The sequence below is a fragment of the Chryseobacterium limigenitum genome, assembly GCF_900114875.1.
GTDB classification, from domain to species: domain Bacteria; phylum Bacteroidota; class Bacteroidia; order Flavobacteriales; family Weeksellaceae; genus Chryseobacterium; species Chryseobacterium limigenitum.
The window spans coordinates 21007-41232 of the sequence record NZ_FPKW01000021.1 but is presented as its reverse complement, the minus strand read 5'-3'; the positions used below and the strand labels follow the sequence as shown (position 1 = coordinate 41232).

Annotated in this window: 20 protein-coding genes; 10 read left to right on the top strand and 10 right to left on the bottom strand. The window is 34.0% G+C overall.

Features of this window, described 5'->3' with window-relative positions; translation table 11 throughout:
- Nucleotides 1–83: 83 nt before the first annotated feature.
- The 5 genes from BT156_RS18595 to BT156_RS18575 all read left to right on the top strand — a co-directional run bounded on the left by BT156_RS18595 (nt 84) and on the right by BT156_RS18575 (nt 4796).
- A complete protein-coding gene (locus BT156_RS18595; protein WP_072412441.1) occupies nt 84–722 on the top strand; it encodes a DUF47 domain-containing protein in 639 nt (212 codons plus the stop codon).
- A 14-nt stretch (nt 723–736) separates the two neighbouring features.
- The gene (locus BT156_RS18590) at nt 737–1879 is read left to right on the top strand and encodes an inorganic phosphate transporter (protein ID WP_072412440.1); all 1143 of its coding nucleotides are present in this window, start codon (nt 737–739) and stop codon (nt 1877–1879) included.
- A 103-nt stretch (nt 1880–1982) separates the two neighbouring features.
- Nucleotides 1983–2954: a polyprenyl synthetase family protein gene (locus BT156_RS18585; protein ID WP_072412439.1), complete on the top strand. Its 972-nt coding sequence runs from the start codon at nt 1983–1985 to the stop codon at nt 2952–2954.
- A gap of 78 nt (nt 2955–3032) precedes the next feature.
- Nucleotides 3033–3983 (top strand): GSCFA domain-containing protein, encoded by a 951-nt coding sequence (locus tag BT156_RS18580; RefSeq protein ID WP_072412437.1) that lies wholly within the window; start codon nt 3033–3035, stop codon nt 3981–3983.
- A 51-nt stretch (nt 3984–4034) separates the two neighbouring features.
- Nucleotides 4035–4796 (top strand): TatD family hydrolase, encoded by a 762-nt coding sequence (locus BT156_RS18575; protein WP_072412435.1) that lies wholly within the window; start codon nt 4035–4037, stop codon nt 4794–4796.
- Nucleotides 4797–4924: 128 nt separating this feature from the next.
- Here the strand turns inward: BT156_RS18575 and BT156_RS18570 are convergent, their stop codons facing one another.
- Nucleotides 4925–6205 (bottom strand): DEAD/DEAH box helicase, encoded by a 1281-nt coding sequence (locus BT156_RS18570; RefSeq protein ID WP_072412433.1) that lies wholly within the window; start codon nt 6203–6205, stop codon nt 4925–4927.
- An 87-nt stretch (nt 6206–6292) separates the two neighbouring features.
- Entirely contained in the window at nt 6293–6799 is a 507-nt protein-coding gene (locus BT156_RS18565) for a DUF6438 domain-containing protein (RefSeq protein ID WP_072412431.1), read from the bottom strand.
- 190 nt (nt 6800–6989) lie between these two features.
- Here BT156_RS18565 and BT156_RS18560 point away from each other — a divergent pair, with 190 nt between their 5' ends.
- The 4 genes from BT156_RS18560 (at nt 6990) to BT156_RS18545 (ending at nt 12975) form a co-directional block, all read left to right on the top strand.
- The gene (locus BT156_RS18560) at nt 6990–8162 is read left to right on the top strand and encodes an autotransporter outer membrane beta-barrel domain-containing protein (RefSeq protein ID WP_072412429.1); all 1173 of its coding nucleotides are present in this window, start codon (nt 6990–6992) and stop codon (nt 8160–8162) included.
- Nucleotides 8163–8180: 18 nt separating this feature from the next.
- Nucleotides 8181–9992 carry a 3-coathanger stack domain-containing protein gene (locus BT156_RS18555; protein WP_072412427.1) on the top strand — a complete coding sequence of 604 codons (1812 nt, stop codon included), beginning with the start codon at nt 8181–8183 and terminating at the stop codon, nt 9990–9992.
- Between the two features lie 79 nt (nt 9993–10071).
- Complete coding sequence (locus BT156_RS18550; RefSeq protein ID WP_072412423.1) at nt 10072–11238, top strand: autotransporter outer membrane beta-barrel domain-containing protein; 1167 nt, start codon at nt 10072–10074, stop codon at nt 11236–11238.
- A gap of 21 nt (nt 11239–11259) precedes the next feature.
- Nucleotides 11260–12975 (top strand): T9SS type A sorting domain-containing protein, encoded by a 1716-nt coding sequence (locus BT156_RS18545; protein ID WP_072412422.1) that lies wholly within the window; start codon nt 11260–11262, stop codon nt 12973–12975.
- Between the two features lie 72 nt (nt 12976–13047).
- Here the strand turns inward: BT156_RS18545 and obgE are convergent, their stop codons facing one another.
- From obgE to BT156_RS18505, 8 genes are all read right to left on the bottom strand, one after another.
- Entirely contained in the window at nt 13048–14031 is a 984-nt protein-coding gene (gene obgE / locus BT156_RS18540) for a GTPase ObgE (RefSeq protein ID WP_072412420.1), read from the bottom strand.
- A gap of 78 nt (nt 14032–14109) precedes the next feature.
- Nucleotides 14110–14688, bottom strand: a complete 579-nt coding sequence (locus tag BT156_RS18535) for an adenylate kinase (protein ID WP_072412418.1) — start codon at nt 14686–14688, stop codon at nt 14110–14112.
- 154 nt (nt 14689–14842) lie between these two features.
- Nucleotides 14843–15397, bottom strand: a complete 555-nt coding sequence (hpt, locus tag BT156_RS18530; protein ID WP_072412416.1) for a hypoxanthine phosphoribosyltransferase — start codon at nt 15395–15397, stop codon at nt 14843–14845.
- A 247-nt stretch (nt 15398–15644) separates the two neighbouring features.
- A complete protein-coding gene (locus tag BT156_RS18525) occupies nt 15645–16163 on the bottom strand; it encodes a hypothetical protein (protein WP_083582400.1) in 519 nt (172 codons plus the stop codon).
- Between the two features lie 100 nt (nt 16164–16263).
- Nucleotides 16264–17220, bottom strand: a complete 957-nt coding sequence (locus BT156_RS18520) for an alpha/beta fold hydrolase (protein ID WP_072412408.1) — start codon at nt 17218–17220, stop codon at nt 16264–16266.
- A gap of 48 nt (nt 17221–17268) precedes the next feature.
- Nucleotides 17269–17568, bottom strand: a complete 300-nt coding sequence (locus BT156_RS18515) for a type II toxin-antitoxin system RelE/ParE family toxin (RefSeq protein WP_072412407.1) — start codon at nt 17566–17568, stop codon at nt 17269–17271.
- Complete coding sequence (locus BT156_RS18510) at nt 17569–17817, bottom strand: type II toxin-antitoxin system ParD family antitoxin (protein WP_072412406.1); 249 nt, start codon at nt 17815–17817, stop codon at nt 17569–17571.
- A 106-nt stretch (nt 17818–17923) separates the two neighbouring features.
- On the bottom strand, nt 17924–18598 hold the full coding sequence (locus tag BT156_RS18505) for a hypothetical protein (protein ID WP_072412405.1): 675 nt from the start codon (nt 18596–18598) through the stop codon (nt 17924–17926).
- 162 nt (nt 18599–18760) lie between these two features.
- On the opposite strand from BT156_RS18505, the gene BT156_RS18500 reads away from it, so the two are divergent.
- The gene (locus tag BT156_RS18500) at nt 18761–20047 is read left to right on the top strand and encodes an adenylosuccinate synthase (protein ID WP_072412404.1); all 1287 of its coding nucleotides are present in this window, start codon (nt 18761–18763) and stop codon (nt 20045–20047) included.
- Nucleotides 20048–20226 lie beyond the last annotated feature (179 nt).

The following is a 20226-nucleotide window of genomic DNA, read 5'->3' as shown; positions in this document are numbered from 1 at the left end:
TAATGTTAACAAAACTTAACGTCAGATTGTTTCAGGTAAGGTCCTTTTTTAGGAAATTTGCACAAAATTATAAATACTTAAAAATGGGAATTGGTAATATTTTCCACGCTTTTCAACCAAAAGACAAAATCTTCTTTGTACTTTTCGAAAAAGTAACAGAGAACCTAGTTGCAATGTCTGAAGAATTCAACACCGGTATCAAAGATTTCGATCTTAACGATGACTCTATGTTGAAGAAAATGAGCGACTATGAACACAAAAATGATGAGCTTACTCATGAAATTTTTGTAGAATTGGGTAAAAACTTTATCACTCCTTTCGATCGTGAAGATATTCACACGTTGGCTACTGGTTTAGATGATATCGCAGATTACATCTATGCTTCTACAAAGTATATTTTCCTTTACAAGTCTCCTGAACTGAAGGCTTATTCAGATTTCTCTTTACTGATCCACAAAGCTTGTCTGGAAATCCAGAACGCAATGAAGAACCTTAAAGGGTTTAAAAACATGGAGCAGGTAAAAGAAGCTTGTATCAAAGTAAACTCTATTGAAAATATTGCAGATGACCTTCTTTCTAATTCTATGGTAGAATTGTTTGAAACGAACGATGCTATCAATATTATCAAAGTTTCATCTGTACTTAATTATCTTGAAATAGTAACCGATAAGGCAGAAGATGTTGCCAATACTATTGAGAACATCATGATTAAATACGCCTAAACAATATAACAAAAATGGAATTTCCGATTTTACTGATAGTTATTATTGCGCTGGCTTTAATTTTCGATTATATCAATGGTTTTCATGATGCGGCCAACTCAATTGCGACTATCGTTTCTACAAAAGTTTTAACTCCATTCCAGGCTGTACTTTGGGCAGCGCTTTGGAATTTTGCGGCTTTCTTTATCGCTGCTTATATTATTGGAGAATTTAAAATTGGTAATACGATTGCCAAAACGGTTAACGAAAACTTTATTACATTAGAAGTAATATTTTCAGGTCTTATCGCTGCGATAGCCTGGAACCTTTTAACATGGTGGTTTGGGATTCCTTCATCATCATCACACACTTTGATTGGTGGATTTTTAGGGGCAGCCTTGATGCACGCTTTTATGATGGATTATCATGAAGTGGTATCTGCACACCCTGAATTAGGAATGTGGGAAACATTGAAGACAGCTGCTTATCAGGTAACGACACAAAGCGTTGTTAAGTTTGATAAAGTAATTCCTATTTTCCTGTTCATTTTTATGGCTCCGATTATTGGGATGATTATTTCAATCATTATCACACTAATTATTGTTCACCTTTATAAGAAATCAAATCCTCATAAAGCAGATAAATCATTTAAGAGATTACAGCTGGCTTCTTCAGCTTTGTTCAGTTTAGGACACGGTCTGAATGATGCTCAGAAAGTAATGGGTATTATTGGAGCTGCGATGATCTATTATCACGTGAATATGCTTCAGGATCCTGTTTATCTTAATATTCCTTCTGCGGGACGTTTCGATTATTTTGCACAACATTATATTTGGGTTCCTTTGGTTTCTTTCATCGCAATTGCATTGGGTACAATGAGTGGCGGTTGGAAGATCATTAAAACAATGGGAACTAAAATCACTAAAGTAACTTCATTAGAAGGGGTAAGTGCTGAAACGGCAGGAGCAATTACTTTATTTATTACAGACCATTTTGGTATTCCTGTATCTACAACACATACAATTACAGGTTCTATTATCGGGGTTGGTTTAACAAAAAGAATTTCCGCAGTAAGATGGGGGATTACTGTAAGCTTACTTTGGGCTTGGGTATTAACGATTCCTATCTCAGCAATTGTTGCCGGAATTACCTATCTTTTGGTTACATTTTTAACTTAAAATAAAGAATTTTAAATAATAAAAAAACTTTGTCCGTTTGGGCAAAGTTTTTTGTTTTATAAAGCCCTGAAAAATCGTATTTTTGTTGAAATTATATGATTTTATGGAATTTTTAGACAGATACCAACAAATTGTTGCGGACGCCATTACTAAGTACACTTTTAAAGACAAGCCTACGGAATTGTATGATCCGATGAACTACATCATTTCCCACGGTGGAAAGCGTCTTCGTCCGATTATGGTGTTGATGGCTTGTGATCTGTTCGGTGGTGATCTTAAACAGGCGATCAAACCCGCCTTGGCGATCGAATTTTTCCATAATTTCACTTTGATCCATGATGATATTATGGATGAAGCGCCTTTAAGAAGAAATAAACCTACGATCCATACTTTACACGGAATCAATGTAGGAATTCTTTCCGGAGACGGATTGATGTTAAAGGCCTACAAATTCTTTGAAGACCTTGAACCTGAGATTTTTAAAGCCTGTATCAGGATTTTCACGCATACCGGACTTCTTTTATGTGAAGGCCAACAGTATGACATCAATTTTGAGACACAGGAAAACGTGACTTTTGATGATTACATCAGAATGATCACATACAAAACAGGTGTTTTAAGTGCATCTTCTTTCGAGATCGGATCATTGATCGCTAAAGCTAATTTTAAAGATGCTAAAGCCATCTTCAACTTCGGGAAACACATTGGGATCGCTTTCCAGATTATGGATGATTATTTGGATGTATTCGGAGATCAGGCTCAGTTCGGAAAAAAACATGCAGGTGATATTTACGAGAACAAAAAAACCGTTCTTTATCTGATGGCGAGAGAGCATGCAACGGACGAAGAAAGAAAAGAACTGGATTATTGGTATTCTAAAAAGACAGATAATATCGACAAAGTTTATAATGTTGAAAAGATCTTCAGAAGAACTAAAGTTGACGAAAAAGCCTTGCGTTTGATCGAAAAACACAATGAAATCGGTCAAAGCTACCTTCAAAAAATAGATATTCCGGAAGAAAAGAAAAAGCCGTTTATAGAACTGGCCAATTATCTTTTGAGAAGAGAGAGTTAAAATATAGGTAACAGGAAATAGGGCTTAGGATTTAGTAAATCATCTAAGCCCTAATTTCTAAACCCTAATCCCTTACACATGAAATTCAGGACTGAAGTTGAAATTAAAGAATCAGAGAAAAAGATAGAAATTGAAGATAAAATATTTTCAATAGGATCATGTTTTGCTTCTGAAATGTCTGATTTGTTTTATGATGGCCAGCTTCAGACGGTCAACAATCCGTTTGGGACTGTTTTTAACCCGTTTTCAATCAATAATTCTATTAAGACGCTCCATGATTCGGAGTTTTATCATGAAGAGGATTTAATCACCTTTAATGATGAATTTATTTCCTTGGATCATCACACAAGTTTCGACACAAGATTTGTTCATCAGACATTAGAAAAAATTAATTCTAAAATTGAAGAAGGAAACAGGTTCCTTCAAAATACCAACTGGGTGATTATAACTTACGGAACTTCATTTATTTATGAATTTATTCCAAAAGGAAAACTGGTTGCCAATTGCCACAAAATTCCCCAAAAATTCTTTGAAAAGAGATTACTCACGCATCAGGAACTCACAGATTCCATTTACAATACCATTTTAAATCTGAAAGATATTTGTAAAGATGATGTTCAGATTTTATTTACGGTTTCGCCGGTTCGTCATACAAAGGACGGAATGGTTGAAAATCAGTTAAGTAAGTCGAAATTAATTACAGCCATTCATGAAGCCGTTTTGTTGTTTGAAAACTGTCAATATCTTCCGGTTTATGAGATTTTAATGGATGATCTGCGAGATTACCGTTTTTATAAAGAAGATATGATACATCCGAATTCTCAGGCCGTAAATTATATTTTCGAGAAATTCGGAAGCGCTTATTTTTCTAATGAAACACAGGATTTTATTAAGGAAAATTTTAAGATCAGAAAAGCTTTAGAACATAGAACAAACGATGATAAAGATCCAAAATATCTTGAGTTTAAAGAAAAACTGAACGAAAAGATTGAGGCTCAACGTAAAAAAGTTAAACATAAAATATTTTAATAGCTATGAGTAGTGAGTTTTCATAACTCATAACTCAAAATTTATACTTAAATGATTGATACACATACCCATTTATACGCAGAAGAGTTTGATGAAGATAGAAAAGATGCCATTCAGAGAGCTTTGGATAAAGGAATTACAGAGTTTTATCTTCCTGCTATTGATTCAGAATCTCATGAAAAAATGCTGCAATTAGAAGCAGATTATCCTAATCAGATTTTCTCGATGATGGGACTTCACCCTTGTTATGTAAAGCCTGAATCTTGGGAAAAAGAATTAGAAATTGTTAAAAATTATCTTGATCAAAGACATTTTCCTGCCATCGGTGAAATTGGAATTGATCTGTATTGGGATAAAACTACGTTGGATATTCAGGTTAAAGCTTTTGAACAGCAGATTGACTGGGCGATTGAAATGGATCTTCCGATTGTCATTCACACAAGAGAAAGTTTCGATGAGACTTTTGATGTTTTAGAAAGAAAAAAGCATCCAAAACTTCGCGGAATTTTCCATTGTTTTTCCGGAGATCTGGAACAGGCAAAACATGCCATTGATCTGAATTTTATTCTGGGAATCGGTGGAGTAGTGACCTTTAAAAATGGTAAAATAGATCAATTTTTAAGCGAAATTCCTTTAGACAAAATTGTTCTGGAAACAGATTCTCCATATCTGGCTCCGGTTCCTCACAGAGGGAAAAGAAACGAAAGTTCTTACCTGGATTTGGTTGCCGGAAAGCTGGTGAATATTTACAGTAAAGATTTTTCTGAGATCGATAGAATAACAACCGATAATGCAAAGAATTTATTTAAATAAAATCAACAGGAGCGGACTTTTTCATCCTGAGCTTGTCGAAGGAAGTCTGTTTAATAAAAGGAATTAATTCCTATTAACTTCAGCTAAATCAAAAAATAAAGCCTTCTCAACGTGAGAAGGCTTTTATATTATTTCTTTCTGAAAAAGCTCTTGTTTTTAGGTTTTTTCCCTGCGTCTACTGCAGGTTTCTTTTTAGTATTGGCAGTTTGAGATGGCCTTGGTCTGTCGGTTCTTGCACCGGCAGGCTTGTTATTAGAATCTCTTTTTTGTGCTACTAAATTATCTGTATGGAAAGGGTGATCTTTTACAATAGGAATTTTCATTCCGATCAGCTTTTCGGTATTTTTCAGGTTTAATAAGTCAAGTCCGTCTACAAATGAGATTGAACTTCCTTCTGCACCCGCTCTACCTGTTCTTCCGATTCTGTGAACATAGGTTTCAGAAACATCGGAAAGCTCAAAATTAACAACGTATTTAAGCTCGTCAATGTCAATTCCTCTCGCTGCAATATCTGTTGCAACCAAAACTCTTGTCTTTCCTGATTTAAAGTTATTTAAAGCATTCTGACGCGCATTTTGAGATTTGTTTCCGTGAATAGCTTCTGTAGAAATTTTGCTTGCCTGAAGTTTTCTTGCAATTTTATCCGCTCCATGCTTCGTTCTTGAAAATACCAAAACAGAATCAGAAATATCATTCTGCAAAATATGCGTAAGAAGATCCAGTTTATCATCTTTTTCAACAAAATAAACCGATTGTTTTATCGTTTCAGCTGTTGAAGAAACCGGAGTAACTTCTACTTTTACAGGATTATTTAAGATAGAATCTGCTAATTTCTGAATTTCTGAAGGCATTGTTGCCGAGAAAAATAAAGTCTGTCTTCTCTGAGGTAAAAGTTTGATAACTCTTTTTACATCATGTACAAAGCCCATATCCAGCATTCTGTCGGCTTCATCAAGTACAAATATCTCAATATTTTTTAAACTTACGATTCCTTGGGCAATAAAGTCAAGCAATCTTCCGGGAGTTGCCACCAAAATATCAACACCTCTTCTGAGAGCAGTTTCCTGGCTTCCCTGTTTTACACCTCCGAAAATCACCAATTCCTTTAATGGAAGGTATTTTCCGTAAGCTTTGATATTCTCTTCGATCTGTATCGCCAATTCTCTTGTCGGGGTCAGAATAAGAGCTTTTATATTTTTGTTCTGTACTTTATTTTTGGATAAATTTTGTAAAATAGGAATGGCAAAAGCGGCCGTTTTTCCGGTTCCGGTTTGTGCACATCCTAGAAAGTCTCTGCCATTTAAGATTTCAGGAATAGATTTTTCCTGAATAGGAGTAGGAGTTGTATATCCCTGTTCCTGAATTGCTTTTGCAATGGGGTCTATTAGGTTTAGGTCTGTAAAATTCAAATGAATTATTTTTTTATTTAAAGTAAAAATTCCCTCAATGTGAAGGAATTATATTATGCAAAGGTAGTTTAAATATTTTTAAGTATATTATTTCACTTTAATCCATTGCTGATTATGTTTTAAATCTTCAAAAAACGTGTAAACTTCAATCAGTTTTTCGCTTCCTCTTTTCCCATAGTCTTCCACTTTTTTTGAGGTACCGTCGGCAAAGTTTACTGTTAAATTAGAGCTTGCGAGATCTGACACGTTTTTCTGACCATAGTTTTCATTTAAATTTTTAACATCTAAACCATTTAATAAAGAAATTAATTTATTATAATCTCCTTCTTTAATTGTTGTTTTAAAGGTTCCTTCACGAGGCTTTGAAAACTCATCCTTTGATGGTGTTTTTGTGAAATTAAAATGTTCAGCTTCTAAAACGGCGGTTCTGTCCGGATTGATAGTCATTGCAAAAACAGGACAAAATCCGAAACAAGGTGTTGTTTTATATTCGATTGTTGAATACTTTGATTGGCTATTTTGAGAGCTTTTCACATTTCGGGAATTGCATGAAAATAGTAGAACAAATGCAAAAAGACCTAATAAATATTTCATAGTTTAAATTTGATTGGTGTCTCTCAATAACTGTTCCAAAGTAATTTTTTATTTTTAAATTAATCATTTATTAAATTTGAATGAAAATTATTCTAGTAACGTTGGAAAAGTATAAAAAATATTAATAATTACATAATATTATTCTAACATAAGTGATATATATTTGGGATGAAAACAAATATTATAACTCATGAAAAAAACTATCATTTTATTGGCAGCAGTTTTAGGTATTACTGCAAATGCACAAACATGGAATCTTGCAGGAAATGCAGGAACAGCTGTTACAGACTTTATTGGAACTACTGATTCGAAAGCTCTTATTTTTAAAACAAATAATACGGAAAAAATGAAAATCAACCCTGATGGCAGATTCATATTTTTTAACGTAAATACGGCGGGACAGATCTGGGACAAAAATTTATTTTTTGGTGGCGGAATAGATAACGCAACGACTTCTAATAATGCAGTATTCGGAATGGGAGCTTTTACCCAAAACACTGTCGGTGGTGGTAATACGGCGCTTGGAACAAATTCAATGTCATTGATGACAAGTGGAGAGATCAATGTATCTGTAGGTTTTAATTCGATGAGAAATACACAAGGCGGATCTTCTAATGTAGCGGTAGGAATGAATTCATTAGAATATTTCCAGAACGGAAACGGAAATGTAGGAGTAGGAACTTCAGCATTGGGATCCGGAAGTCTGGTAGGAGATTCTAACGTAGCTGTCGGATTAAGCGCTTTGAGATACCTCAATATAGGAAACTCAAATGTTGTATTGGGGGCAGATTCATTCAGAGCTATTAAAACGGGCTCTAACAACGTCAATGTTGGCTTTTCTAATGCCAGATATATAACTTCGGGAAATAATAATGTTTTCATAGGAAGCAATATTGTTCCGTATAATACAACTTCTCCAAACAATGAGCTGAATATCGGAAACTGGATTGTAGGAAACAACGGGACAATCGGTATTGGGCAGTTTACCAATCAATTACCAGCAGATGGAATTGCGCCAGACGGGGAAAGGTATAAACTTTTCGTAAAAGATGGTATAAGAACCGAAAAAGTAAAAGTAGATATCGCGGCAAGCAACGGATGGGCAGACTATGTTTTTGAAAAAGATTATAAGCTGATGTCATTGAATGACTTGAGTCTGTTCATCAATGAAAATGGTCATTTACCGGAAGTTCCTACCACAAAAGAAGCTATTGAAAACGGGATAGAATTAAAAGAAATGAATATTCTTTTGTTAAAAAAAGTAGAAGAATTAACTCTTCATTTGATTCAACAAAATAAAGAATTAGTATCTCAAAAAGAAGAAATTCAAGCATTGAAAAAAGAAATCAGATCTTCAAATTAATTTTTAAAACTTAAAATTATGAAGACAAAAATTTCTTTCATAGCATTTCTCATAGCTTTGAGTACAAACTTTTTGTTTGCTCAGCATGAGAATGATAACTGGCTGTTTGGAAATAGCAAATGGAATTTTGATAACACCAGCCCGAACGGCTTTGCCCATACAACAAATTTAAGCCGATACATCAGATACATAAGTTCTGTTGCAAGTGATAAAAATACAGGAGATCTGCTGTTTTCTTCAAACGGATATACAGTTTACAATAAAAATAACGCAATCATGCAGGATGGAGACCATCTTTTTGGCCCATCTAACATGAACTCTTTATATCAGATCAGAGGAAATCCTTCGGATCAATCTTCCATTATTGTTCCTGTACCCAATTCTTCAACAAAGTATTATGTATTTTTTATTAATGGAAATAGAATTGCAAATGATGATGTTACCTTTCTGGCGACTACATCTACCAATTACGGACTTGGCTATGCGGTTGTAGACTTATCTTTTAACGGTGGTTTAGGAAAGGTTACTTCAAAAGGAATGTTGTTTACAAATTCGGAAACTAATGCTTTAACTTCTACCATTGCAAGCGACGGAAATTCATACTGGATTGTGACTGCAAATAATGGAAATTTTTTATCATATAAGCTTGATGCTTCAGGATTGAACACAACACCTGTAGTAAGCCCCGCACCTGCATCCGGAAATTTCTTTAAAATATCACCCAACGGCAAAAAGCTATTGACAAGGATTAATAAGTATCCTACAATGGGTGTTTATCTGTATGATTTTAATAACACATCAGGAAGTATTACCAATCAGTTTAATATAGTTCCAAATGCTTTGATTTCCAATTATATGGACGCCGCTGATTTTGCTAACAGCGCAGAATTTTCTTCCGACAGCAATATTGTATATTTTACTATTTCTGCAGGATGCCTTTGTGGAACTGCAAACAGTGAATCCGGGATAGCTATGTATAATATTTCTACCAATCAGTTAGTTGGATATAATCCTGCTCTTCCGGGAACTTTTAAATTTGAATTTCCATTTATTTTAAGAGGAGTATCTGCAACACTGCAGCGTGCTAAAAATGGTAAAATATATCTGATTCAGAGCTATAAATTTAAATTTGTAGAAGTTGACAAAACCGAGCTCGTAGTTTTTGGCAGTACCATAAACGGAACCTATTATTCTTATGACTGGGGAGTCATCAACACTCCGGATGTCTGGAATACAAGTGTAAATCCTGTTACGACAATAGTACCACAGAAAGGTACATTAAATGGGTACTCTTTTCCTCAATTAATTCCAACTTCAGATAATATCGTCAATCCTTGTCCTGATGTTTTATATATTACAACGCCGGTAACATCTTCCCAGGTTTATCAGGCTGGAAAATCAATCTTTGCATCTTCAACAATAAATGATAATCTGAGTGTAGAATATAAAGCTGGCTTAAATGTTAATTTAAACCCGGGCTTCTTTGTGAAAGGGGACTTAAGAGGAAATTTTAAAGCATATATCAGTCCGTGTACAATTAATAATTTGAGTAAAGTAGGGGCAAATAATATTGAACCAACTTTTGCCAAAACAAATACGATTGCAGCTTCGGAAGTTAAAATCTATCCAAATCCGGCTTCTACAGTCGTGAAAATAGACACCGGTAAAAATAAATTAATGGGTTGGACGCTTTATGATCTTTCAGGTAAAAATGTTTTGAATGGAAATGATGTCAGCGTTCCTGTTGAAAATTTACCGAAATCTGCTTATTTACTGATGATTAAGCTGGATAATGGAACAAATGTTTCTAAAAAAATTATTGTTCAGTAAAACATATTAACATTCAAGGAGAAAGACACTTCTTTCTCCTTTTTTGATCTATAATAATTCTTAAAACTAATTTTTAATCATGAGAAAAACGATCATTCTAATTGTTGCTGTATTAAGTTTACAGGCAAATGCACAATCATGGAATCTTACTGGAAATGCAGGGACGAGTCCTTCCACTAATTTCATTGGAACTACAGATAACCAATCTTTAGTATTTAAAATAAATAATTCTGAAAAATTAAGATTAACAGCCAACGGAAGATTAGTCTTTCATGAAACCAATACACAAGGCTTTACCAATAATTTATATATAGGAGGAGGAAATGAAATTCCGTCAAATAATGCAGGAGGCGTAAATTATGGTAATGTGGCCGTTGGTTTGGGTTCACTGGTTGCCAATTCTACAGGAGTATCAAATACGGCTTTAGGATTTAATACATTGGGAAGCAGCACTACAGGATCTTTAAATACGGCATTGGGGATCAATTCAATGCAGTTTTCAGTTACCGGAAATAACAATGTTGCGGTAGGGCATAATACGTTGGGAGGCATTATTAGTGGAGAATATAATACGGCAGTTGGTTTTTCCGCTCTTAGAGCCTGGGGAAGCACTGCATCGGTTCCTTTAGTAGGGAATACTGCCTTAGGAACATCTGCTTTATTGCGACTTACCAACGGAAACTATAATACAGTTTTAGGTTTTAATGGTTTTCTGAATACATTGACAGCGAATAATAATATATCGGTAGGTTATAGTAATGCTCCAAATGCAAATAATGCAAGTGGAAATATCTACATAGGAAATAACATTGCGCCATATAATTCTCAGCCTTCAAACGAATTAAACATCGGAAATTGGATCGTAGGAAACAACGGGACAATCGGTATTGGGCAGTTTAACAGTCAGTTACCTGCAGATGGGATTGCGCAAGACGGAGAAAGATATAAACTTTTTGTAAAAGACGGGATAAGAACTGAAAAAATAAAAGTAGATATCGCATCAAGCAACGGATGGGCAGATTACGTTTTTGAAAAAGATTATAAGCTGATGTCATTGAATGATTTGAGCCAGTTCATCAATAAAAATGGCCATTTACCTGAAGTTCCCAGCACAAAAGAAGCGATCGAAAATGGGATAGAATTAAAAGCAATGAATATTCTTCTTTTAAAGAAAATTGAAGAGCTTACACTTCACGCAATCGAGCAACAAAAACGCATTGAGGTTTTAGAAAAGAAAATGAAATAATGAGCTGTAAAAATTAAACATATGAAAAAATTATATATAACATTCATATTAGCTCTGCCATTATTTTTGTTTTCTCAGGGAGAAAATGACAATTGGTATTTTGGAGCTTTTGCCGGTGTCAATTTTTCGGGAAGTAATCCTGTGGTATTATACGACAGCCAGGCGGTTACAAATCTGGCAAGTGCATCTGTGAGTGATAGTAGCGGGAAATTATTGTTTTATACGAATGGTTTGGAGGTTTTCAATAGAGAACATCAGCTAATGCCTAATGGAAGTGGGCTTAATCAAGAGTGTACTTACCAGATATCTATAGTTAAACATCCTACGAATCCTAATTTGTATTATATCATTAGTGGAGGTGTGGTTTTATCAGGAACTTTTAAAGCACGTTATACTGTGGTTGATATGTCTCAGGGAAGTTTAGGGTCCAATGGCCTGCCATTAGGAGATGTTCTGGCCAATTCTACAGGTCTGCCAATGCTGGATCAATCTGGAAATGATTTTACAACTGCTAAAGGGGTAACTGTAGTACCTCATGCTAATAACTCTGCTTATTGGGTGCTCATTCAGGACGGTACAAATCTGTATAGCTATTTATTAGACAGCAATGGTTTGGCAAGTATTCCGGTTGTGAGTAGTTTGGGAGCGGCCACAGCACCGTTTAGTTTTTCGCATTATGCTTATATTAAAGCATCAGAAAAGCTTAGTTCTTGTAATAAGTTTTCCAATTATATAAGCGTGACTACTCAAGATGTAAATAACAATTATAATGAAGCTCGAGTTTATTCTTTTGATAACAATACCGGACATTTTACCAGTGATTATTATCTTGTGATTGCTAATTTAGCCCCTGTTTATACAGAATTTAATAAAAACTCGTCAATTTTATATGCTGCAGCCTTAGATTATGTTAAAAATGATGCTCCTATTTATGCGATTGATCTAGTCAATTCAACAAATACTAATCTGGTTTATAATAATATTAACCAGTCCCAGATTCCCAATCAGTATTTCGAAGGAATGCAACGAAATACAAAAGGTGATATTTATGTAAAATTTGGGTACAATGATTATATTTCAAAAATTATTAATCCCGATGTTTATGGAGGAAGCAGTTTAGATTGGGCAAATTTATACTTATTGCCGGGCCTGGCAAGATCTTTCCCACAATTAGTGCCTAATCTTAGTGGAAATGAAGGTGGCGGAAATTGCGTTTCAAACATCACGCTTCAAACCCCTGAAACCAACTTTATTTATACGTATCAGGCGGGAAATACGATCATTACAAAAGATAACTATATCATTGATAAAGGACGTGATATCACAATGAAAGCCGGAAATTATGTTAATCTTCTTCCGGGAACAGACATAAAACCGGGAGCGAAATATCTTGCAACAATTGCAAGCTGCGAAATTCCTTGTAACCCTGAAGTTTTCGAAAAAAGGAATGTTGAAAAAAACAATATGTTCTTGGATTTAAGGAAAAAAGAATCTAAAACTAACATGATGACTAACAACAACAACATTGATGTTTATCCAAATCCTGTTTCAGATGTGTTAAACATAAAATCAAATGTAAAAATTGAAAAAGTAGAAATCTTTGATATTTCAGGCAAGAAAGTAAATGTTGTATTGAATGATAATAAAATAGATGTAAGCAATATTCCGTCAGGATCTTATATTATTATTGTCGAAACGAAAGAAGGAAAAACGACTAAAAAATTCATTAAAAAATAATAAATTAAAAACCAGCAAAAAAGGATAAACAGCGATGTTTATCCTTTTTTTTATATTGTATAAGATCTTTTCCTATCCGTGCAGCTGCTTCCAGATCGCATCTTTCAGTTCCATAAGACCTTCTCCTGTAACTCCTGAGAAAAATAAAGGTTTTTTATTTTCAGGGAATTCTGCAGAAATTTCTTTTCTAAGTTCCTCATCTACCAGATCGGATTTTGAGATAGAAATAATGTAATCTTTATCCAACAATTCGGGGTTGTATTCTTTCAATTCATTCTCCAGAATTTTAAACTCCTGAAAATGACTTTCAGAATCTGCCGGAATAAGGAATAATAAGATCGAGTTTCTTTCAATATGTCTCAGGAAACGGTGACCAAGACCTTTTCCTTCCGCTGCACCTTCAATAATTCCCGGAATGTCGGCCATTACAAAAGATTTGTAATTTCTGTAGTCTACGATTCCTAAATTGGGTGTTAAAGTGGTAAATGCGTAATTGGCAATTTTCGGTTTAGCCGCAGAAACAGATGATAGTAGAGTTGATTTTCCTGCATTAGGGAAACCTACCAATCCAACATCAGCTAAGATTTTAAGTTCGAAAACGATAAATCCTTCCTGACCGTCCATTCCCGGTTGTGCAAACCTGGGAGTTTGGTTGGTAGAAGATTTGAAATGTTCGTTTCCTTTTCCTCCTTTTCCTCCTTCCATCAGGATGATTTCCTGACCGTCTTCCATGATTTCGCCAACGATTTCTCCGTCTTCATTTTTAGCAATGGTTCCGATAGGTACATTGATGTAAACATCTTCTCCGTAAGCGCCTGTAAGTTGGTTTTTAGCCCCGTTCTGACCACGCTCCGCTTTGATGTGACGCGTGTATCGAAGGGGTAGTAAAGTCCATTCCTGAGCATTTCCTTTCATGATAACGTGGCCGCCACGTCCTCCGTCTCCACCATCAGGTCCTCCTTTCGGAATATATTTTTCACGGCGAAGATGGGCAGAACCTGCGCCACCATGACCGCTTTTACAATGAATCTTTACGTAATCTACAAAATTTGACATAATTCTTTTAGGGTTTAGGCTTCAGGGATTAGGGAATAGATTTGCAATGCTAAATCCTAATCCCTAAATTCTAAATCCTTATTTTATTTTTTCTACTTCAGCAAAGAGCTTTTCAGAGATTTCGTTGATCTCGCCAACTCCGTTTACCTCTACATATTTTCCTTGCTGCTTATACAATTCAGCTACTTCCGCTGTTTTTGCATAATATTCTTTAATTCTGTTTTCGATGATCTCTACATTGCTGTCATCGGTTCTTCCGCTTGTTTCACCTCTTTTCAGCAATCTTTCAACCAAAATAGTATCTTCTACGATCAATGAAAGACAAATATCGATGTTGTCGTTCAATTCATCTTTTACGATTTTTTCCAAAGCTTCTGTCTGAACTGCAGTTCTTGGATATCCGTCGAAAATAAATCCTGCAGCATCCGTTGGTTTTCTCAATTCGTCAATCAGCATATCGATCGTTACCTGATCAGGAACCAATTCTCCTTTATCAATGTAAGACTTTGCCAGTTTCCCAAGGTCAGTATCATTTTTCATGTTGAATCTGAAAAGGTCACCTGTTGAGATTTGTTTTAAATTAAATTTCTCGATCAGATTCTGAGCTTGAGTTCCTTTTCCACTTCCTGGAGGGCCGAACAGAACAATGTTTATCATAATGTTGAAGGGCTTTTGGCGATTGGCAATTGGCTTTTGGCTTTTACCATTAGCTTACTTGCTTTTAGCCTTTAGCATTTTTAAGTTATTATTAAATTTATTTCTTTATTTTACTTTTTTAGGCTAAAAGCTATCAGCTAATAGCCAACAGCGCTTAATGGTTGATTTGTCCGTCAGATAATTGATATAAATTCGGAAGGTTTCTTCCTAATTCGTCATAATCTAAACCATAACCAAGAACAAATTTGTTCGGAATTTCTTTTCCGATATAATCCAGCTTGAAATCTTTCTTGTAAACTTCAGGTTTCAATAAGAATGAAGCTATTTTTACAGATTTCGGTCGCTGTGTTTCGTTAAAATATTTGAAAAGACTTTCAACCGTATTTCCTGTGTCTACGATGTCCTCTACAAGGATGATGTGACGGTCTTTTACATCTTTCGTTAATTCCATTTTCTGGTAAACGATTCCTGTAGATTCTGTTCCTGCGTAAGAACTCATCTGGATGAAGGCAATCTCGCATTCACCGGGATAATGCTTCAAAAGGTCTGAGAAGAACATGATAACTCCGTTCAAAACACCAATGAAAACAGGAACTTCATCCTTGTAATCTTCATAAATTTTTAAAGCTGTTGCTTTTACGATCTCCTGAATTTCGGCGTCCTCTAGATAAGGAACAAAAGTTTTGTCGTGAACTTTAATACTTTCCATAAAATTTTTAGTAGTTTGCAAAGTTACGGATTTTTGATGAAAGTTTTTAGCGTTTAAGAGTAAGAGTGTTTTAGGCTTTAAGAGTTGATGATTTTATTGCGTAATGTCATTTTGGACGGAGAAAAAGTGTAGTGAAGAATCTGTTTTACAGTATTTTCCATAATGCTTTTCCAATCTCTTTGTTGTCCCGGCGGGATCTAAACTGCGTTTTTGGCGCTATAATTTGGAAAGATGGAATGATAATTTTTTATTTTAATTCAACATTCGGAAGCTTGTAATTCCCAATAATTTCTACTAATTTGGATGAGTTATCTTTTAGATTGCTGAAAAACTGCTCTATATTTTCTTGATACCCTCTTTCACTGATCCCGAAAAGTAATACTCCTTTATTTTTACCGTCCGCAATGAGTTTATAACGGTATACATTTCTTTCTGCAATGAGTATTTCTTTCCCGTCTTTTGAATTTTCAGTGATAAGAAAGTCTAAAATATATTCTCCATTATTTTCATAAGTTTTATAATTTATGATAGGATTGGATGCTTTCATTTTTTCAAGTTCATTTACTTTTAGATCAACTGCGTCTTCAAGCTTGAAATCTCCCTTTACAAAATCGATCACAATTAATGTATTGTATTTTTCGATTTTTTCATTTGAACCTAAATATTCTTGTTTGTAATAATTTTCATTTGGATGAGAACTCCACGCTAAATTATAGGTCTTATTATCAATTTTAATTGGTCCGGGAATGTTGAGGTAATCCGTCACTTTGTCTTGAGCATGTAAAGAAAGTGTTAGAAATAAGAATAGACTTACAAGAAATTATAATTTTTTATCCATAAGTTGTGTTTTTTTAATTTTTACAATATTAATTATTTTTTTCTTTTTTAAATAAATGCTCCAAAGTCCATTGATAAATATCATTTAAAACATCTTCTCTGATTTCTTCATTCAATATTTCATGGCGCATTTGAGGATGCAGTTTTACATTTACATCTTTAAAACCATCAAGCCTTAAATTCTCAACAGTCTGCGTTACTCCTTTTCCGAAATCGCCTATGGGATCATTCTGTCCGCTAATAAATAAAAGAGGGAAGGACTTCGGAATAGTTTGTGCCCAGTTTCTCGCCGTTGCTTTTTTATAAATACTGAATAACGCATAAAATGCATTGTTGGTGAAAGGGATTCCGCAAAGTTCATCCTGAGAAAAAGCATTTCTGTTAGCCGGATTCAGACTAAGCCAGCTTGTATCACTGAAATTTTTATCTTTTTTGAATTTCTGATTATTTACAATCGTAAAAAGATTATTAAAGAAAGTCCGTTTCTGAGGAGCTATTGTATTGGCTAACGAAAAATAAGATGTTACTAAATTAATCCCAGTCAAAGATCCGCCAGTTCCTGTAATAATTGCCCCCGAAAATTGATTACCCATTCTTTGCAGCAAGCAACGCGTAATAAAAGACCCCATTGAGTGCCCAAGAATAAAATGAGGAACATCAGGATATTGATCCATCAAGTGTTTACTCATCTTTTCTGCATCAGTAATCAATCTTTCATCAGGATGATTAAGTTGAAAGAATCCAATGTCTTTTTTATCTTTTACCGATTTTCCGTGTCCTAAATGATCATAAGTCAATACCGCAAATCCTAGATTGGCAAAATATTCCGCAATCTCCGAATATCTGCCACTGTGTTCCTGCATCCCGTGAACGATTTGTAAGGTTGCTTTTACAGGAATTGTTTCAGGATAGAATAGAGTGTAAAAGAGTTGGGTTTGATCGTTTGTGGTTGCAGATAGGTATGCTGATTTTTGTGGTGAGCTCATGGTTTGGATTTTCAGGGAGTAATCAAATATACAGAATTAATGAATTTTCTATTCATCCAATCTTGATGAAATATCCATTTGCTGATGAAGAATTCTGATGATTTCAATTTCATCATTTTTAAGATTGATTTTGTAAAATATAAAATGAGATTTTACCCTTGAACGGAAATAGCCTTTTCTAATTTCACTATAATCTTTTCCTGATTTTGGATTCTCAGATAAATATTCAATTTCATTCATGAGCAAATCAAAATAATGATCTGCCTGTTTTAATGACCAAGTCTCAAAAGTGTAAAGCCAGATTTTTTCTAAATCATTTGACACTTCTTTACTGATTTTGTATTTCATTTACTCAGCAGAATGTTTTTGATGAAGATTTTTCAAAAATTCTTTACGGTCAAAATTTTCAACAAAACCAGATTTTTCACCTTTTTTTAGTTCGTTGATTAATTCTGTTTTCTTAGATTCCTCATGTTCGAACATTCTTAAAGCTGTTCTTATAACTTCACTTGCGGAAGAGTATTTGCCAGACTTAATCTGTTGACTTATAAAGTTATCAAAATAATCTCCTAATAATATGGATGTGTTTTTTGCCATTATTTTAATTTTAAATCAAATATACCAATTCTTGGTATTTATTCAAAGTTAATTATCAAACAAATTTTAAAATGATTAGAAGGCTTTATGTTGATTTTGTAAAATTTCAATAGAAAATTAATTGATATAAACTCCAAAGAATTGCAAAGAAAGATGCTGTAAAAATTAATTTTGGGAAATAATTATTTATCAAATTATTATTTTTTAAGTATTTATTTCCCATTACTAATTTAGATTCAGTTTTTTCTAATAAATCTGAAAAATATTTAATAGAATTAAAATCTTCAGCCATATTATTTTTTAAGTCTAAAATCTCATTTTTTAATAGTTCTAATTTAACACCTTTTATATCTAAGTCCATGTCTTCATTATTTAAAGTATCTGCTTCACTATGTAATCTTGTAATATTATCTGTATGTTGAGTAATTGTAGAAGAATAATGTTTTATTTTTTCTTTAGATTCTGTGATAATTAAATTAATTTCTTTTGGCATTCTAAAATTTAAATTATCGTAATTTAAAAGATTATAAAAGCGTAAAAAATAATAAACATTAATAGTAAAAAGGATATAGGAAATATATTCTTTTTTAATGTCTATTTTGAGACCATTAATCTCAATTTCTGATAAAGAAATTATATTGGTGCAAAGAAGAATTATAACTGTAGAAGTCCAAATTATGTTATTTCCTACACTTTGTGTTTCAGAATGAATAAAATTTATAAAACTATAATCAATAGAATTTAAATTTTCTTCAATATTTTGATTAGAGATATTATTCATTAAAAGTGTTTTTATATATATTTAGAAAGTAAGTATTTCAAATATATAAAATAATAATTCAACCCCACATTTTCCCTCCACGCAAAAATAAAATCCACCACAAATTTGGTCACCCTATTTTTTAAAAGTAATTTTGCATGAATCTAAAAACAAAAGTAAAATATGTCAACTTACGTAGTTGTAGGTCTTCAGTATGGAGATGAAGGTAAAGGAAAAATCACGGATGTTTTATCTGCAAAATCGGATTATGTTGTTCGTTTCCAAGGGGGAGACAACGCTGGTCACACGGTTTATGTGGGTGAGGAGAAATTTGTTTTGCACCTTCTTCCTTCAGGAGTTTTGCAGTGTAAAGGTAAATGTATCATTGCCAATGGGGTAGTGGTAAATCCTAAATCTTTCATTAGAGAAGTAGGCCAGATCGAAAGCAAAGGCCTTAGAACAGACCACATTTTTATCAGCAGAAGAGCGCATGTGATCATGCCCTACCACATCCTTTTGGATACTTACCGTGAAGAAGAGCACGGAGGAACTCAGATCGGAACTACTAAAAAAGGAATCGGGCCATGTTATGAAGATAAGATCGCAAGAATCGGTATCAGAATGGTAGATCTTTTAAATCCTGAGATCTTAAGAGACAAAATTGAGAAAAACTTAAAAGTTAAAAACTCTCTTTTCGAAAAATATTACGGAAAACCGACATTAGACGTTGAAGAAATTTACAACGAGTTTTTAGAGATCGGAAAACAACTTCAACACAGAATTGTTGATACAGAAGTTGAATTGAACGAAGCAATCAGAGATGGTAAAAACGTTTTATTCGAAGGAGCTCAGGCGTTGATGTTAGACATCGATTTCGGAACATATCCATACGTAACTTCATCTTCTCCATCTACAGGAGGAGTTTGTACAGGAGCTGGTGTTCCGCCAACTTCACTTAAAAACTTAATTGGTGTTGCCAAAGCATATTGTACAAGAGTAGGAAACGGACCTTTTCCTTCTGAATTGGATAATGAATTAGGAGAAAAGATCAGACAGATCGGAGGTGAATTCGGAGCTACAACAGGAAGACCAAGAAGAACAGGTTGGTTAGATCTTGTTTCTTTAAAACATGCTTGTATGATCAACGGTATCAATAATTTAGTAATTACTAAATTAGACGTTCTTACAGGAATTGAAAACCTGAAAATCGTTACTCATTATAAAACTGAAGACGGAAAAATCATCGATTATTTCACTTCTTCAACTGAAAAATTATACAACTACGAGCCGATCTACCAGGATCTACCGGGTTGGAACGAAGATCTTACCAAAGTAAGAAGCTACGACGAACTTCCTGACACTGCTCAGAAATACATCGAGTTCATCGAAAAGTATTTAGGAATCAACGTTTACTTGGTTTCTGTAGGCCCTGAAAGAAGTCAAAACATCATCAGAAAAGAATTATTCTAAGGAATATTTTCATATAAATAAAAAGAGACTGTCAATTATTTGATAGTCTCTTTTTTTTGTCATTGCGAGGAGCGAAGCGACGAAGCAATCTCTAGTGTAAATAAATCATAAAATCATCCATGTAATCCGTGGTCAAAAAAGGAAAAAAATCCCACAAATTTCACAAATACAACAAACAC

Bases quoted from the DNA above. Each gene is read 5' to 3' on its own strand.
- hpt (WP_072412416.1), bottom strand. From the start codon at position 15,397: ATGGAAAGTATTAAAGTTCACGACAAAACTTTTGTTCCTTATCTAGAG.
- BT156_RS18550 (WP_072412423.1), top strand. From the start codon at position 10,072: ATGAGAAAAACGATCATTCTAATTGTTGCTGTATTAAGTTTACAGGCA.
- BT156_RS18535 (WP_072412418.1), bottom strand. From the start codon at position 14,688: ATGATAAACATTGTTCTGTTCGGCCCTCCAGGAAGTGGAAAAGGAACT.
- BT156_RS18585 (WP_072412439.1), top strand. From the start codon at position 1,983: ATGGAATTTTTAGACAGATACCAACAAATTGTTGCGGACGCCATTACT.
- BT156_RS18555 (WP_072412427.1), top strand. From the start codon at position 8,181: ATGAAGACAAAAATTTCTTTCATAGCATTTCTCATAGCTTTGAGTACA.
- BT156_RS18560 (WP_072412429.1), top strand. From the start codon at position 6,990: ATGAAAAAAACTATCATTTTATTGGCAGCAGTTTTAGGTATTACTGCA.
- BT156_RS18520 (WP_072412408.1), bottom strand. From the start codon at position 17,220: ATGAGCTCACCACAAAAATCAGCATACCTATCTGCAACCACAAACGAT.
- BT156_RS18500 (WP_072412404.1), top strand. From the start codon at position 18,761: ATGTCAACTTACGTAGTTGTAGGTCTTCAGTATGGAGATGAAGGTAAA.
- BT156_RS18505 (WP_072412405.1), bottom strand. From the start codon at position 18,598: ATGAATAATATCTCTAATCAAAATATTGAAGAAAATTTAAATTCTATT.
- BT156_RS18510 (WP_072412406.1), bottom strand. From the start codon at position 17,817: ATGGCAAAAAACACATCCATATTATTAGGAGATTATTTTGATAACTTT.
- BT156_RS18545 (WP_072412422.1), top strand. From the start codon at position 11,260: ATGAAAAAATTATATATAACATTCATATTAGCTCTGCCATTATTTTTG.
- BT156_RS18595 (WP_072412441.1), top strand. From the start codon at position 84: ATGGGAATTGGTAATATTTTCCACGCTTTTCAACCAAAAGACAAAATC.
- BT156_RS18565 (WP_072412431.1), bottom strand. From the start codon at position 6,799: ATGAAATATTTATTAGGTCTTTTTGCATTTGTTCTACTATTTTCATGC.
- BT156_RS18575 (WP_072412435.1), top strand. From the start codon at position 4,035: ATGATTGATACACATACCCATTTATACGCAGAAGAGTTTGATGAAGAT.
- BT156_RS18515 (WP_072412407.1), bottom strand. From the start codon at position 17,568: ATGAAATACAAAATCAGTAAAGAAGTGTCAAATGATTTAGAAAAAATC.
- obgE (WP_072412420.1), bottom strand. From the start codon at position 14,031: ATGTCAAATTTTGTAGATTACGTAAAGATTCATTGTAAAAGCGGTCAT.
- BT156_RS18580 (WP_072412437.1), top strand. From the start codon at position 3,033: ATGAAATTCAGGACTGAAGTTGAAATTAAAGAATCAGAGAAAAAGATA.
- BT156_RS18590 (WP_072412440.1), top strand. From the start codon at position 737: ATGGAATTTCCGATTTTACTGATAGTTATTATTGCGCTGGCTTTAATT.